Here is a 15,903-nt window from a genome sequence, read left to right on the forward strand (position 1 = left end):
GGGGACAAATCGCCAACACGCCTGACGCCATGGGTACGAAGCCGATCTTCGGGCAGGCAACCAGAAACAAGAGATTCAAAACAACCTATTGGGAGGACTTCGACCTATGCGCACGGCCTGCGACATCAGAACGAATACATTGTCGATATCGATCGGCAGATGCCTGCTGCTTGGCGTGATTGCGGCAGCTGCATCGAGCGCGGCCTACGCCCAGGAGCAGGGCGCCGGAGATGACCCGGTTTCGCTGGACACGGTGTCCGTGACCGGTTCGAGGATCCGCGGTGCCGAAACCGTCGGGTCCCACGTCATCGGTTTTGACCGGGAACAGATCGAGATGTCCTCGTCGGTGACGACCACGGACATCCTGCGTGAGATCCCGCAGGTCATCAATCTGGGCACGGACGAATCGCACAAGGGCAGCCAGAACGCGCAGCTCAACAGCACCAATGCCAGCGGGATCAACCTGCGCGGCATCGGCGGAAGCACGACGCTGCCGCTGATCAACGGGCGCCGCGTGGTGCCCAGCGGCACGCAGGGCCAGTACATGGACCCGTCGATCATCCCCACGCTTGCGTTGGAGCGCATCGAGGTCCTGGCCGACGGCGCGTCGGCGCTGTATGGGTCGGACGCCATCGCCGGCGTGGTCAACCTCATCACACGCGAGCAGTTCGAGGGGCACGAGACCCGGATCCGCTATGGCGCGGGCGACGGCCTGGACCGCTTCCAGTTCGGGCACGTGTCCGGCTTTTCCTGGGATTCGGGAAATGTGATGGTCGCGTTCGAGCACACGGAGCGCAGCGAGCTGGAAGCGTCCGACCGGTCGTTCTACCGCCAGGACCTGACCCCCTTCGGCGGAATGGACTACCGCGCCAACCAGTGCAACCCGGGAACGCTCGTGGTTGGCGGGCAAACCTATGCGTTGCCGCCGGGCAACGGCGTCGGCATCGATCCTGCGTCCCTCGTCGCCGGCACCGGCACCGGCACCGGCAACCTGTGCGATTCGCTCGAATCCGCCTGGCTGCTTCCGCGGCAGGAACGCCACAGCATCTACATCAAGGCCTCGCAGGACCTGGGCGAGCGGCTCAGGCTCAGGGTCGAGAACCTGTACTCGAAGCGTGAGTTCAAGCAGGTCTCGGGCGGAAGGACCGCCTCGATCGCGCTCCGCAACACCAACCCCTACTTCATCAGCCCGGTCCCCGGCGCGAGCTCGGTCAGCGTCAACTACATGATGCCGGCCGAGGAGTTCGGGCTCGCGCAGTCCCAGGGACAGGCGCGCGTGCGGCAGTGGACCGTCGGCCTCGATGCACAGCTCTGGGGCGACTGGAACGGCGCGTTCAACTACGTCTACGGCAACTCGCTGGACGTCAACGACGCGCGCAACATCGTCAACGCCGCCAATCTCGCGGTCGCGACATCCACAACCGACCCATCGCTTGCGCTCAATCCGTTCGGGTCTGGCGCCAACAGCCCGCAGTCGGTGTATGACTTCCTGCGTGGCAGTACCTACCAGCCGCCCTCTTCGACGATGCGCATGTTCGAGGCCCAGGCCGACGGAAGCCTGTTCGAAATGTGGGGCGGCAATGCACGGATCGCCGTGGGCGTCGAGCACAGGGAGGACGAGCTGTACACGGCGACGCTGACCTTCCGGCCGGGTAGCCCCGAGGAGCTGCGCGAGGCGACCGTCGGGCGCGACGTGAGCAGCGCCTACGCGGAGGCCTATCTGCCATTCGTGGGCGCGCAGAACGAGCGCGCGGGTATCCACCGCCTCGACCTGTCGCTGGCCATGCGCTACGACCGTTACAGCGACTTCGGATCCACCACGAACCCGAAGGTCGGCATCACCTACGCGCCGACCAGGGCGGTCGCCCTGCGGGCCACCTACGGTGAATCGTTCCGCGCGCCGAGCCTGTCGGAGCTGGATGCGTCCAACAACGTGCTCTACCAGCGCACCCGGATCGATCCCACCGCGCCTTCCGGCCAGTCGCTGGGCGTCATCCTCGCCGGTGGAAACCCCGGTCTCGGTCCGGAAATGGCGAAGACCTGGACGGCCGGCATCGACTGGAAACCCGAATCCATTCCGGGCCTTTTCCTCAACGCAACCTACTGGTCGGTGGACTACTCGGGGCAGGTGGTCGATCTGTTCACGGTGAACGACGTCCTGATCCGGGAGCCGGTGTACGCGGACCACATCATCCGCAACCCGACGCTTGACCAGGTCAACAGCCTGATGGCTGCCTACCGGTTGTCGGGAGCAATCAACCCGGCGACCACGGAGTTCATCCTCGACGCGAGAAGGCAGAACCTGGCCATCACCCGGGCGAGCGGCATCGATCTGTCGGCCGGCCACGTGTTCGAACTCGGCCGCGGCAACCTGCGCCTGAATGCGAACGCCACCTACTACAACGAGTATGAAACGCTGGTCGCTGCTGGCGCGGATGCGACCGACGTACTCAATACGATCAACTACCCCGTCGACCTGTCCTTCCGCGGCAACATCGGCTGGTTCGACCAGAACTGGAACACGCGGCTGTCGTTCACCCACATCGGCGGCTATCGCAATACCACTTCCAGCCGCCAGGACAAGGTTGGCTCGTGGAGTACCGCTGACTTCTACCTCGGCTACCAGTTCGATTACGGAAAGGGTTGGGTCACCGATGGGCTGACCCTCAGCCTGGACGTGCAGAACCTGCTCGACCGCTCGCCCAACTTCGTCGACACGCCCGGTGGCTACGACGGCGAGAAGGCAAGTGCGCTGGGGCGGATCTTCACGATCGGCGTGGCGAAGAACTGGTAGTCGCTTCGCCGCGCCTTGCAAGGCTGGTGGTGCACGGCAGCCAGGTCGACCGCTTCAACGCAGTCGCCTGGTTGCCGTGTTTTGTTTCGGGGCGCGAGTTCCCGGATCCGCGCGAATGGGGAAACAGTCGTGAAGAGGAGAGGGTGATGGCCTGGTTGGATGCAATCGATTGGCGCCGTGCGGTCCTGGGTTGCGGTGCGATGGTGCTGCTTGCCTCCGCTGCGCTCCACGCACGGGCGGAGGACAATCCCCATCGCGCCATCGCGATGCGGATCGCCGGGAACGAGTTCGCCGAGTCGGCGATGAAGTTCTGTTACCGGCGCAAGTACACCCCGCCGCCGAGCCCGGTGGAATACGCCGACTCGCGGATATTCGACAATCTGGTTTTCCTCGGTTTCGGGACCAACCCGAACAAGTGGAACGCGTGGGCGCTGCTGACCAGCGACGGGATCGTCATCTTCGATCCGCTGGCGAGCGACGATGAAGCCGAGCGGTACATCGTCCGGGGCCTCAGGTCACAGGGCCTGGATCCCCTGCAGATCAGGAAGATCGTCATCATGCATGGCCACGCCGACCACTATGGCGGTGCTCCGTATCTCCAGGAACTCTCGGGCGCGGACATCTACATGTCGAAGCTCGACTACCAGCACATGCAGGAACTGGTCGTGCCGCCCGAGCTCGCCGCGGCGCGGAAGCCGGAGCGGGTGCTGTTCCTGGACGATGGGCAGACCCTGAGCCTGGGAGACACCACCATCAGCTTCCACCTGACCCCGGGCCATACGCCAGGCACCCTGTCGGCCACCTTCCCGCTCAGGGATGGGGAAGCGGAGCATGTCGCCTTCTATCGCGGCGGATCCGGTGCGATGGGGGGGCTGGCGCGGATGGAGGAATTCCTGCAGTCCACGCTGAAGATGCGCACGATCGGGCTCGATGCGCGTGCGGACGTGTTCCTCAGCAACCATCCGGCCAATGATCTGACCAGTGTGCGGCTGCCCCGGCTTGCGACAAGGCGCAGCGATGCGCCGCACCCGTTCGTGATCGGTGTGCAGGGCGTTGACCGGGTGTTGGCCGTGGCCCAGGAATGCCTGATCGCATCGATCGAAGACGCGATGAAGGAACAGTAGCCGGCGGTTGGCGGAGACCGCGCTGCCGTGGCGGCGCGGCGAGGATGGCAGGCGGCTGCCGGCGCATGATCGAGCGGCGCCGGCGCACCTGGCTCCGGAGAGTCGCCGTGCCTACTCGACGCCGACGACCGGCAGCAGGACGACCGAGGGATGTTGCGCGGTACGCAGTATCCGCACCGTGCCAGGCTCCTGCGGATGGGAGTGGGGCCGGGCAAAGCTCAGGTTCATGCGCATGCGGTGCCCGGCGCGGAACACGTAGGACATCGGCAGCAGCTCGAACACCAGTTCCATCGGTTGGCCGGGCTCGACCTGCAGCACGTCGCCGCTGCGGTGCGATTGGTATGGACGGCTGCCGGTGTCGTATGGCGCCTGTGCAAGGGCGCGGTGCGTGGCGCGCAGCTGCCCGAGCATGTAGTGCGATGCGCTGGCCACGGTCCCGTCCGGGGCGATGTCGTCGAGTCGCGCAAGCACGTCGACGTCTTCGAGTTCGGTGGCCAGCCACAGGCGCATCACCGGGTGCCCGCTCAGCTCGACGTCGCCTTCCAGCTGCGGGCCGAGATAGCTGATGCCGGCGTTGGCCGGATGCACCTGTGTGGTGACCGAGTTGGTGCTCGGCCGCGGCCCGGTCAGCACGACATCTTCGCCGGGCGTTCCGAAGTCCGGCTGCAGGCTGCCGCTGCCGACGTGGAAGGCGGTATTCACGCTGCCGGCCGGTGGCCAGCTGCGGGACTGGCGCCAGCCATCGCCGGGGGCGTGATAGGTGTAGTAGGTGAAGCCGGGCTCGTCCATCACCCCGTTGTCGATGCCCTTGAGCCAGTGGTCGAAGAACCGCAGTTCCTCGACGACGATGTCGAAGCCCGATGCCTGCTTCACATCATCCCAGCGGCAGTGGGCACCGAAGGTGGCGATGGCCTTGACGTTGGGGACGTTGTTGAACAGGTCGAAGCCGCCGCGTCGGGCGCCGGCCTCTTCCCAGGCGTTGCTGACGTAGATGCCGATGCCTGATGCGCGCAGGGCGTCCAGGTAGGACACCGGGCTGCCCTGCAGCCACCATTGCACGCCCAGGGTGGGCGATACGCTGTCGCGGAACGGCACGTCGCCAACCGAGAGGATGTTGTGGCGGTGCTCGCTCAGGGCCTGAGCCAGCAGCGCGTCGCCGTTGGCGCCGTCCACCGGCGCCGGATTCACGTCCAGGTCGGGCGTCTGCCCCGGCTGCGGCAACTGCACCGGGTCGACGATTCCGCCCAGCGGCATCGAGTCGAACTCGATGCTGAGCGGCATGATGGCCTTGAGCGAAGGCGGCCGGGTGGTCGCGGCCTGCAGTTGGCTCGTGCCGGTGGCCGAACAGCCCCACATGCCGATGCGGCCAGTGCTCCATGGCTGGCGCGCGAGCCATTCGGTGACGTCGTAGGCGTCCCAGCGCGCATGCTCAAGCCACTGCCCGCGGGTGCGTGCGTGATTCTGGCCGAACGAGGCGTTGACGCCGCGGTAGTCGACCACCGCGACGTTGTAGCCGTAGGGCAGCAGCTGCGCGGCGTAGCCGGTGTAATGGTCGATGGTCGGCCCCCGGCGGTAGTTGCGGCGGTTGTACGGCGTGTGCATCCAGATCACGGGCAGGGGCTCGGCACTCGCGCGGCCGTCGCGGGTGGGACGGAACAGGTCCACCGCCAAGCGGGTTCCATCACGCACCTGGATATGGAACGAGCTGCGCTCGGAGCCGTCAAACACCGGCTCGGAATAGCCCTGGTAGCGACCAGGCGCGGACACCCGTCGCGGCGTTGCGTCATCGGCCTGCGTCGGCGTGGCCGTCGGCGTTGCGGCCAGCGCGGGACCGCCCTGGCCCGCAAAGGCGGTCGCGGCCAGGCCAGCGGCCACGACAAGCAGCCAGGAGGGGTGGGGGGCAGTCATGCGTGCAAGCTCCTTGATGGGGACCGGACCGGACCGGACCGGCCGGATACGGCGCCGGTGCAGCCCTGGATGGAATGGCGTCGGTACGCGCGGGGTATGCGCGTCCGCGCGACAACGCAGCGGCGGCGCAGCTGTCCGGGCCGGGTACGCCGCCCGCCTATGGGCTGGCGGGTGATACCTGGATGACCGCCCGACGATCGGTCGGCCGGTCGCCCACCACGGGCGCGGACGGGAGGACCTCGATGAGTTGTGCGGGAACACCGAGCCCGTGCAGGGTTTGGACCAGGTAGCGCGCGCGCCGCTGGGCGATGTCGGCACGTTCGAACAGGTCGCTGCCGTCGCTCAGGCGCACCCGCGCGCGGTGCCCGGTGATGCGCACGCGCGCAGCATCGCCCAACGCCAGCGCATGGCGTGCGGCGGCCTGGATCGGGCGCACGCCGGTGTGGGACGGATTGCCGATGAAGGCTTCCTCCACGTCGAAGGTGAACTGGACCTGGTAATCGCGTTCGACGAATGGCTGCGGCAGATCCTCGATCGGAGGACGCCGACGCAGGCGCGTGTTGTCGCGGTGGGTCGGTGCCGGGCCTCGCTCGACGGTCGGAGGATCGGGGTGGTCGTCGGCGGGCAGGATGGTGTTGCAGCGATCATCCACCTCGGGCAGCACCGAGGCGGTGACGTCCTCCAGCACGCGTCCGCCGCAGATGCGCGGCGCATCGGTCAGGCGACCTTCCACCAGTGCGCGGTGGCGCAGCTGGGGGGCGATGAAGGGCGAGGAGGAGCCGCCCTGCGGGCCGAGGTAGTACAGCTCGCCCTGGTACTCGGCCAGCCAGCATGGATGCGCGGTGTCGCGCACGATGGGGCAGGCGACGAAGGCCAGGTGCTCTCCGGGCCCCGGCTGCGCGGCCGGGGCCGCACCGGCAAGCAGCAGTGCGGCAAGTGCAATCGAGGGGAGCGTGCGCGTCATGGCCGGGACCTCACAGGGTGCGCAGGAAGTTGGCCATGTCCTCGACATCGGCTTCGCTCAGGCCGATCTCGAAGCGCCGGTCATAGAAGCGCACCACGTCCTCGACGGTGCGCGCCGAGCCGTTGGAAAAGTACGGCGCGCGTGCGGCCAGTCCTCGCATCTGCTGGATGTTGATCGAACCGATGTCCACGCAGCGACCGGTCACCAGGGCGCGCCCGGGGTCGCTGGTCAGCACGCTGCGACCCAGGTAGGGGTGCGGATTGGCGTCGGCGCGGCAGGTCAGGCGGAACAGCGGCAGATCGTCGTTGGGATCGGCCCAGGGCTGGTTGGCCACGCCGATGTCCATCCAGCCCGGCGCCAGGTCCATCCCGGTCATGGTGTGGTTGTGGCAGGTCGTGCAGGTGCGCTTGACCGGATTGCCCAAGCCGATGCTGTTGAGATAGGTCACGTCCCGGATCCAGAACGGGCGCAGCATGAAGAGTTCGTGTCCGCGCGCCACGGAGGCGCGATGCGCGTCGTCGCCCCACTGCTCCAGCGGACCGAACACCGGGCGGTCGAGGTTGTCGCCCAGCACGCCGACCTGGGCGTCGGCCATGGCGCGGGCGCCGAAAATGGGCGAGCTGCCACCGGCGGTGAGGTCGCCGGCGACATGGTCCTCAGCCTGCGCGACATGGACCCGGGCCAGGAAGTCCAGGATCTGTTCCAGGGCCTCCCCGGCGGGCGCGTGCGGGCTCTGGTGGTGGGTCAGCGATGCGTCGATGGCCTGCAGCTTCACCGTCGGATGCCGCGCGTCCGCCATCAGGTTCATGGTGACCGGGAGGCCGGTGTCCGGGTCGGTGTCCATGGCATGGCCGTTCTTGAGGTTGATCGGCGAACCCGGGCGGGTGATGTAGCGCAAGTTGGCCGCCACCCGCGGGCGGCGGAACACCGAAACGGTCGGTGTCGGCGAATGCAGGCCGTAGATGGGGTCCAGGTTGCAGCCGGCGGGATCGTGCACCACCTCGATGTCGAACTCGGGCTCGATCTGGCGACCGTCGCGCGCGCGCGGTGGCCACGGCATGGGGGTGCGGAACAGACCGCGCTCCAGCAGCAGGCTGTGCGACGCGCGCTGGCCCGGACTGGCCGAAGGGCAGTTGGCGCCGTCGAATACGGCGAACAGGGGATCGGTACCGCGGGTGGCTTCCCAGCGCGCACGCGCACTGTCCGCCGACAGGCTCATCGCGTCGGTGGGCTGATGGCAGGTCACACAGGCACGGCCGTTACCGGGACCGGGGACGAAGAACGGATGCTGGCCAGCGTCGATACCGCCGCCCTGCAGATACATCTCGTGGGCGCCGGCCGGGTTGGTCCAGCGGGTGTCCTCGGCCAGGTGCCAGGCTTGGCCCGGTGCGCGCCACTGCGCCACGTCCGTCGGCGCATCGGATGCCTGCGGCGGCGCCGCACATCCGCCGTGCACGAGGCACAGGGCCAGCAGCCCGATCACGGTCAGGCCGGGGCGATGACTTCCGTTCCGCGCTTGGTGCGACATCGGTTCCGTGCTCCGGTGAGCCAGGTGCCAACCGGGTCCGCCGTCGCGGGCCGGTAGCCGGTTCATGCGATGAGGAATGTTGCTATGGATACTTGCATACATCAATCCGACCGGCAAGTGACTGCCCGGTCAATATAGATGCTCAGACCGCGCCTTCCTCCTTGAGCAGCTCCAACTCCTGCGCGGAGAGCCCCAGGCGCCCGCAGTACAGGGCCTCGTTGTCGGCGCCGATGCCACGCCCGGTCCAGCGCACTTCGCCGGGAGTGCGGCTCAGTCGGGGAGCGGCGGCCTGGATCCTGATGTTGCGCCCCAGATCCTCCGCGATCGCTTCGGTCATCAGGCCGCGGGCCTGCATATGCGGATCCTCGACCACATCCTTGATGTTGTAGATCGGCGCGACCGGAACCCCGTGTTCGTTGAAGATGCGCACGGCGTCGCGGCTGTCGTGGCGAGCGATCCATTCGCCGACAAGGGCGTCGATCTCGTTGATCTGTCCGGTCCGGCTGGCGTGCGAGGCATAGCGCGGATCGGTGGTCATGTCCTCGCGACCGATTGCACGGAACGCGCGGAACGCGATCTCGTCGGTGGCGCAGGAGATCGAGACCCAGGTTCCGTCCGCGGCCAGGTACACGTTGCGCGGCACGGCGGCCGGGGAGCGTCCGCCCAGCGGCTGGGGGATGTGTCCGAGTTCATGGTAGGCCGTGCCCCAGGGCCCGAGCATGCCGAAGATGGACTCCATCAGGGTCACGTCCAGCACCTGGCCGCGGCGTTCCGGATCCCGGTCGCGCTGGTAGAGGGCCATCAGCACCGAGAACGCCCCCATCTGCCCGGCAGCGGCGTCGGCCAGCGGCACGCCGGGAAGGATGGGCTTGCCGCCCGGTTCGCCGTTGGAATAGGCGAGGCCGCTCAGCGCTTCTGCCTGGGAACCGAATGCCGGGAGGTCGCGATACGGACCGTCCTGACCCCAGCCGGAGACGCGCAGCACCACCAGGCCCGGGTTGGTGGTGTGCAGTTCCTTCGGGCACAGGCCGACCTTCTCAAGCTTGCCAGGCCGCATGTTGTCGACCAGCACGTCGGCCTGGTCGACCAGGCGCCGGACCAGCGCCTGACCGCGTGGATCCTTGAGGTTGGCGGTGACGGCGTGCTTGTTGCGGCCCAGGTGGCGCCACCACACCGAGGTGCCCTCCACGTTGTAGCCGGCGCGGCGGGAGGCGTCTCCGTGCGGAGGCTCGACCTTGATGACGGTGGCGCCGAAATCGGCGAGCAGCATCGCGGCATAGGGCGCGGCGAGCATTTGCGAGATGTCGATGACGATCACGCCTGCCAGCGGGCCCTGGGCGAAGGGGTCGACGAGGGAGTGGGTCATGGATCGATCCTGGTCATGTGGGCCGTCGCGCAGAGCAGCGCCGGCGGTGGGAAGGGGATGACTCATCGGGCCTTGGGCGCCACGCGGCGCTCGAGGAAATCCAGCATCTGCGCGTCGATGCTGCGGTCGTCCCAGCTCGCGGGATCCACCATGTCCGCCCACAGCATCAGCGTCGGAATGCCTGCGCTTTCGAGTGCGTGGGCGATGAACAGCGAGCCGGTGGAAGAGGGGCGCGAGTTGGTCGGCACCAGCACCACGGCGCCGTGAATGCGGTTGCGGCGCGCCTCCTCCGCGTACCAGGCGCCGGCCCAGGGCGGGTCGTGCAGCCATTCGCGGATCGCGACATAGCGCGAGGCCAGCGCCCGGACCGGATCCTCCAGCCCGTAGCGCAGGTAGGCATCGGCGCCGAAGGCCGGGTACTCGGCCCAGGTGAAGACCGCGCCGTGCGATTGTTCCCAGCGCTGGTAGAAGCCGCCCTTGTGCCAGAGGCCGGCACCCACCCACATCAGGCGCAGCCGCTCGTCCGGGCAGGCGGCAATGCCACGCTGCACCCGATCGGCCACTTCATCGCGGAAGGCGCGGGCATGATCCACCGCCCATGCGGTGCCGCGATGCCACTGCGCCAGCATCGATGTGCCCTGCGCTTCCATGATCCGGATCGGGCTTTGCGGCGCGGTGGCCACCAGGGTGCGGATCTGGTCGTAGTACTCCTGCTGCGCGTTGGTCAGCTCCAGCACGCTGCGCAGGCGGCCGGTGTCGAACGCGCGGCCCGTGGCTTCCTCGCCCAGCGCGATCATGTCGTGCAACTGGGCGGTCATGTGGTCGAGCCGGTGGGTCTGGTGGAAGGACTCCCAGTTGGCGCGGCAGTCGCTCCACCAGCGCAGCTGGAAGTCGCTGGCGCCGGTGGAATCGAACAGGAACAGGGGCGCGTCGAAGGCCTTGGCCCACAGCGAGAACACCCGCTGCATGCAGTCGCAGGCCAGGCGCGTGACCAGCATCGCCGGGCGCGGCAGGCCGCCCCATGGCGCACGGTCGCCGGCGTCGACCAGGGTGGACGCCAGGCCGGTGGAACAGTAGCGGCACAGCTTGCCCTCGTAGCCCAGCGCCTTGAGGCCGTCGAAGTAGAAGTCGGCCATGCCGCGCGAGGCGACGACCGCCGACCACCACTGGTTGGGCACCACCGGCACGTCCATCGACTGGAACACGTCGGCGGGCGTATCGACGTTGGCGATCACGTAGGGCGCGCCGTCCTCGAACACGTCCTGCCTGAGCTGCGCGAACCACTGCTTCTGGTGCGCGGCCGCCGCGCGGCTGGCGTCGAGCTGCTTGTCGATCGGCTTGGCTGGCTCAGTCATGGCCTAATCCCTGGACGAATACTGCGATCTGGCTGCTGCCCTTGTCGGTGATCCGCTCCGCGTCGCCCCTGAGCACAGTGGCCGGCACGCCCAGTTCACGGGCCACGGCCAGGTCGCCCGGGACGTCCCAGCCGGCCAGGTCATCGAAGTCGGGCGCATAGACGATCACGCCGTCGATGTCGCCGGTGGCCAGGCGCTGTGTGTACCACTGGCGGCGCAGGCTGTCGGGATGTACCCGCGCGCTGGGTTCGTCGCGGAAGTACTTGTCGAAGATGGCAAGCAGCGCATCGCCGTCCTGGTCGATCGGATGGCCGGTGCTGCGCGAACCCCAGGGATCATCCTCGGCCACGACCACGCCGCCGGCCGCTTCCACCGCCGCGTGCAGCCCCGTGTGATTGAGCGGGAAGCCCCGGACCAGCAGGCGCGGGCCAGGGCATTCCCGGCCGCCGTCGGCGAGCGCGTCGAGCAGGCGCGCGCTGTAGTGGTCGGGCAGCATGAAACGACCCGCGCCCAGCAGCATCAGCGCATCGGTGCCCGACTCGAGCGCCGGGGAATTCCCGCGCCGCGCCAGCAGCGCGCCGCGGGCGACGTGGCGACGGTTGGATTCGACAATGGCTTGCCCCAGGTCGTCGTCGGTGATCGGGCGTCCGGCGCACTGCGCCAGTCGCGCCAGCAGTTCGCGCGTGCGCTCGATGCCGTAGCTGCGACTGCGCTGGGTGCGGGTGTGCAGGAGGTCGTACAGGTGCAGCGGCGGCACCTGCGCGCCGTGGCCGATGCGCTGCACTTCGGTCAGGTACAGGAACAGTTTGAAGTACTGGTCGGAGGTGCGCGGGATCACGCACAGGGCCAGCGGCCCGAAGCGCCCGGTCAGCAGCCCGTCGAACACCGCGCGCACTTCCGGCTCGAAGAACGGCTCCATCCAGCGGTCACCTTCGGGCGTGGGACCCGCGCGCCCGGTCAGCGTGAGCGGGAAGCCGCCGGCGGCGCGAATCAGTTCGACCGGCACCGTATTGCCCAGCACGCCCACCACCGGCAGCCCGCTGGAGTGAGCCTGCGCAGCCGCGACGTCCAGGCGCGAGTAGAGGTCGCGCAGCTGGCTGCGCGCTGTGCTGGCGTCAGGTGCTGGGCCTGGAGCGGCCACATCGGGGAATTGGGCAGGCATGGAAGTCCTTGGCGAAAACCAGTGGACGCGGCCCGTCGTCACGACTCACCGGGCAAGTGAATACTTGCATACAATGAGTCATGGATGCAATTCCCCGGCCACCCGCCCATGCCGGTGACGCCAGCGGTCCTTGCGGCGCGCCATTGGTCCGGCCGCGGGGCGGCAGCGATGCCGTCGCCAGGCGGCGACCGGTCAACAGGTTGGAGACCCGTGCACCGCGATGCGAACCGGACGGCGTGCAGCGTGCTGCGAGCAAGCGTGCAGGCCGCGCGCGATGTGCGGCCGGATGGGTCCGGCGGCCGCGTGCCGCCGGGATGTGGCCGTTACTTCCTGGCTTTTGTCTTCGTACGGGCGCTGGCTTTCGCGGGGGCGACGAGGACCGCGTCGCTTTCGTGATGGACATGCGCCAGCGCGTGGGTTGCGGCGGCGTCGGCATCGCCGTCCTCGATCGCCTTCCAGATCCGGCGATGGTCGGCCAGGGTCGAAGGCGCATGGGCAGGGTCCGGCCCCTCGCCCCGGTTGGACGAAATCGAATATTCCAGCAGTTCGCCCAGCAGGTCCGCCAGCCGGGTATTGCCGCTGGATTCCTGCAGGATTGCGTGGAACTTGATGAACTCGTCGCGCAGTTCCTGCCAGCGCTCGCGTTCGAGCAGGAATTCGCACAACTCGATGTTGTCGCGCAACTGGCGCCGGAATGCCGGATCCGGGTTGAGCGCGGCGCGCCGGGCGACGATGGCTTCCAGCGGCGCGCGAATCTCGTAGATCTCCTGGAAATCCTGCGGCCCCAGCCCGCGCACGATGATGCCCCGGCGGTCGGAGATCGACACCAGCCCGCCGGACTGCAGCAGGCGGAAGGCCTCGCGCAGCGGCGTGCGGCTGATGTCCAGCGCGCTCGCCAGCTCCACTTCGGTGATCCGGTCGCCGCCGATGAGATCGCGCGTCAGGATTGCGGCGCGCAGCGCGCGATAGACGCGCTCACGCAACGGGCCTTCCGTTTCACGATCGAAATGCGCGCGAACCAGGGCCAGGCGAGCGTTGGCTGCCAACATGCGTCCCCTCGAGGTTGTCTCTGTATGCAGGAAGTCCCCGCCGGGCCGGCGGCCACGGCAGCCGCCCATTCTACTGATGTCGCACAGGGTGTATACCCGCACACACTTGCGCATGCTTGCGGGCGAATGCATTCTTGTGCTCAAGTATACAATTCAGCGTGAGCACAACGATGAGTGGCTCCACTGCCCCTAGCGCGACGTCCGATGCAGGCGCCCCGCGCATCCCGTTCGCCGCCTGGTATGCGGTCGCGATCTGCATGCTGATTTCGTCGATCGCCGTGCTGGACCGCCAGATCCTGTCGCTGCTGGTGGATCCTATCAAAAGCGATCTGGCCATCACCGACATCCAATTCAGCCTCCTGACGGGGCTGGCCTTCTCCTTCTTCTATGCCATTGCCGGGTTGCCCATCGGCGCCCGGGTGGACCGCGGATCGCGCGTGGTGATCCTCGCCAGCGGGCTGCTGGTGTGGAGCCTTGCCACCACCGTCAGCAGCCTGTCGCGCAGCTTTGCGTTCCTGTTCGTGTGCCGCTCGGTGGTCGGTGCCGGCGAGGCGGTGCTGCAGCCGGCCACCAAGTCGCTGATCACCGACCTGTTCTACGGCCGCCATCTGGGCAAGGCCATCGCGATGGTCGCGCTGGGTTCGTCCATCGGCAGTGCGGCTGCCCTGCTGATCGGTGGCGCGTTGCTGGCGCAGGTGGGGTCTGCGCAGTACGTCGACGTGCCTGTGCTGGGCCAGCTGCGCCCCTGGCAATTCGTGCTGGCATGCGTGGGCCTACCGGGCATCGTGCTCGCGCCGCTGTGCCTGCTCACCCTCAAAGAGCCGGTGCGACAGCGCGTGCTGGTCACCAGCGAAGGCAAGGACGCAGAGTCGTCCTACCGCCAGCTGTGGCATTTCTGCCGCGAATACCGGCGCGCCACGCTGTGCGTGATCCTGGGCTATGCGATCTACTCGATGGCCTTCCAGAGCGTCCTGGCCTGGGGGCCCACGTTCCTGATCCGCCAGCACGGGATGAGTCCTTCCGACGTGGGCGCATGGCTGGGCAAGGCGACGCTGGTGACCAATGTGCTGATGACGCTGGCCAGCGGCTGGTTCGTGGACTTCGCCGTGCGTCGTGGCATGGTCGATGGCGCGCTGCGATGGTCGCTGGGTGCGGCCTGTCTGGGCGTGCTGCCCACCCTGGCGCTGCCCTGGGTGGCCGATGCCGGCGTCGCCTCGATCTTGCTGGTGCTCACGACGGTTGGCACCAGTGGCTATGTCATCGGCGCGATCCCGCTGATGCAGCTGATGCCCAGCCAACTGCGCGGCAAGGCCATGGTCAGCTTTCTGCTGCTCAACAACATCGTGTCGGGCATCTGCGGTCCGTTCATGGTCGCCTTCTTCACCGACCGGGTGTTCCAGGATCCTGCCAAGGTGGGCTATTCGCTGGCGATCGTGGCCGGCGCCTCGTTGCTGATCACCATCGCCCTGATGATCTGGGGCCGCGGCGCCTATCGCGCCGCGATCCACGCCGTCAGCCGGCAGACGCGCTGAGCCGCCGTCGACCGGGCCGGATCGGGCAGGGTTGAGATCCCCCCCCTGAGCGCGTCGCGGGAGTGGCGCGCGAATGTGCAGTGCGCGCCGAGCGTGGCAACCGCTTGCGCCGATGCCGCGCGGAGCGCGCTGCGTATGCCGACGGATCATGGCCCGGCGTGGAGGCCAGGGTTCAGGACGGTGCCGACGTCCGGGCACCGCTCCGGTGCCGGTAGTCGCGTGGGGAACATCCCATGGCACGGCTGAAGAAGCGGCTGAAATAGGCCGGATCGCTGAAGCCAAGTTCGTCGGCGATCACCTGCACCGGCTTGTCGGTATAGGCCAGGTGGCGGCTGGCCTCCAGCACCAGCCGCTGGTGCAGCAGCGACTGTGCGCTGTCACCGGCCAGGTCGCGGCAGGTGCGATTGAGGCTGGCGGTGCTGGTGCCCAGGTGCCGGGCGAAGTACGCAAGCGGCAGGTGCTTGCGGTAGTGCTGTTCCACCAGTGCGCGGAAGCGGTCCAGCTGCCGCTCGCGTACCGGTCGCGGGCCGGACGGCAGGCGCGCATCGCTGGACTGGTGGCGCAGCATGCGCACCAGGATCTGCAGACACAGGGCATGCATCATCGGCTCGCGGGCCGGGGCCTCATGCAGGTATTCGCGGTGCAGCTGCGCGAATGCAGTGGCCAATGTCGCGTCCGTTTCGCCCGCGACCATGCGCATGGGATGTCGCAGCCGGTCGCCTGCACCCAGTTCGTCGCCCAGGCGCGCCAGCAGCGGTGCGGCGAGCGTGACCACGTGACCCTGCACGTCGTCGCTGAAGACGAAGCCGTGCACGCACAGCGGCGGCACGTACTGCAGCACCGGACCCTGCGCCCTGTGCTGTTGCCCGTCCAGCTGGATGCGTACCTGTCCGCCCGTCAGCCACAGCAACTGCGCCAGTCCCGAATGCCGGTGCGGCGCGATGACCCAGCCGTGCACGCGGCTGCGCGCAGCAATGGTTTCGCAATGCAGCAGGTCCGGCAGCGGCCATGGCGCGCTATCGCCATACAGCGGGAACAGCGGGATCGACGTGCCGTCGCAGGTGCGGGGGCTGGCATCGGCCACTCGGGTCCTCCGTGGTTGGCCCGGGAAAGACGTTATG

The 15,903-nt window shown here is 68.0% G+C and carries 11 protein-coding genes; 3 read left to right on the top strand and 8 right to left on the bottom strand.

Annotated features, from left to right (window positions below):
- The first annotated feature begins 139 nt into the window (after positions 1–139).
- Both ACW5EG_RS15725 and ACW5EG_RS15730 read left to right on the top strand, forming a co-directional pair.
- Positions 140–2,794 carry a TonB-dependent receptor domain-containing protein gene (locus ACW5EG_RS15725; protein WP_457018451.1) on the top strand — a complete coding sequence of 885 codons (2,655 nt, stop codon included), beginning with the start codon at positions 140–142 and terminating at the stop codon, positions 2,792–2,794.
- A gap of 29 nt (positions 2,795–2,823) precedes the next feature.
- On the top strand, positions 2,824–3,918 hold the full coding sequence (locus ACW5EG_RS15730; RefSeq protein WP_457022266.1) for an MBL fold metallo-hydrolase: 1,095 nt from the start codon (positions 2,824–2,826) through the stop codon (positions 3,916–3,918).
- Positions 3,919–4,029: 111 nt separating this feature from the next.
- On the opposite strand, the gene ACW5EG_RS15735 is transcribed toward ACW5EG_RS15730, so the two are convergent.
- The 7 genes from ACW5EG_RS15735 to ACW5EG_RS15765 form a co-directional block, all read right to left on the bottom strand.
- Entirely contained in the window at positions 4,030–5,826 is a 1,797-nt protein-coding gene (locus tag ACW5EG_RS15735; protein ID WP_457018453.1) for a CocE/NonD family hydrolase, read from the bottom strand.
- Positions 5,827–5,983: 157 nt separating this feature from the next.
- The gene (locus tag ACW5EG_RS15740) at positions 5,984–6,790 is read right to left on the bottom strand and encodes a hypothetical protein (RefSeq protein ID WP_457018454.1); all 807 of its coding nucleotides are present in this window, start codon (positions 6,788–6,790) and stop codon (positions 5,984–5,986) included.
- A gap of 10 nt (positions 6,791–6,800) precedes the next feature.
- The gene (locus ACW5EG_RS15745; protein ID WP_457018455.1) at positions 6,801–8,318 is read right to left on the bottom strand and encodes a hypothetical protein; all 1,518 of its coding nucleotides are present in this window, start codon (positions 8,316–8,318) and stop codon (positions 6,801–6,803) included.
- Between the two features lie 142 nt (positions 8,319–8,460).
- Positions 8,461–9,684 carry a CaiB/BaiF CoA transferase family protein gene (locus ACW5EG_RS15750; RefSeq protein WP_457018456.1) on the bottom strand — a complete coding sequence of 408 codons (1,224 nt, stop codon included), beginning with the start codon at positions 9,682–9,684 and terminating at the stop codon, positions 8,461–8,463.
- Positions 9,685–9,746: 62 nt separating this feature from the next.
- Positions 9,747–11,039 carry a 2-hydroxyacyl-CoA dehydratase gene (locus tag ACW5EG_RS15755; protein WP_457018457.1) on the bottom strand — a complete coding sequence of 431 codons (1,293 nt, stop codon included), beginning with the start codon at positions 11,037–11,039 and terminating at the stop codon, positions 9,747–9,749.
- Complete coding sequence (locus ACW5EG_RS15760; protein WP_457018458.1) at positions 11,032–12,201, bottom strand: 2-hydroxyacyl-CoA dehydratase; 1,170 nt, start codon at positions 12,199–12,201, stop codon at positions 11,032–11,034. The genes ACW5EG_RS15755 and ACW5EG_RS15760 overlap by 8 nt, the downstream gene beginning before the upstream one ends.
- 323 nt (positions 12,202–12,524) lie before the next feature.
- A complete protein-coding gene (locus tag ACW5EG_RS15765; protein WP_457018459.1) occupies positions 12,525–13,247 on the bottom strand; it encodes a GntR family transcriptional regulator in 723 nt (240 codons plus the stop codon).
- 173 nt (positions 13,248–13,420) lie between these two features.
- On the opposite strand from ACW5EG_RS15765, the gene ACW5EG_RS15770 reads away from it, so the two are divergent.
- On the top strand, positions 13,421–14,782 hold the full coding sequence (locus ACW5EG_RS15770; RefSeq protein WP_457022268.1) for an MFS transporter: 1,362 nt from the start codon (positions 13,421–13,423) through the stop codon (positions 14,780–14,782).
- A gap of 172 nt (positions 14,783–14,954) precedes the next feature.
- On the opposite strand, the gene ACW5EG_RS15775 is transcribed toward ACW5EG_RS15770, so the two are convergent.
- A complete protein-coding gene (locus ACW5EG_RS15775; protein ID WP_457018461.1) occupies positions 14,955–15,866 on the bottom strand; it encodes a helix-turn-helix domain-containing protein in 912 nt (303 codons plus the stop codon).
- Positions 15,867–15,903: the final 37 nt, after the last annotated feature.

The organism is Luteimonas sp. A611, assembly GCF_054072715.1.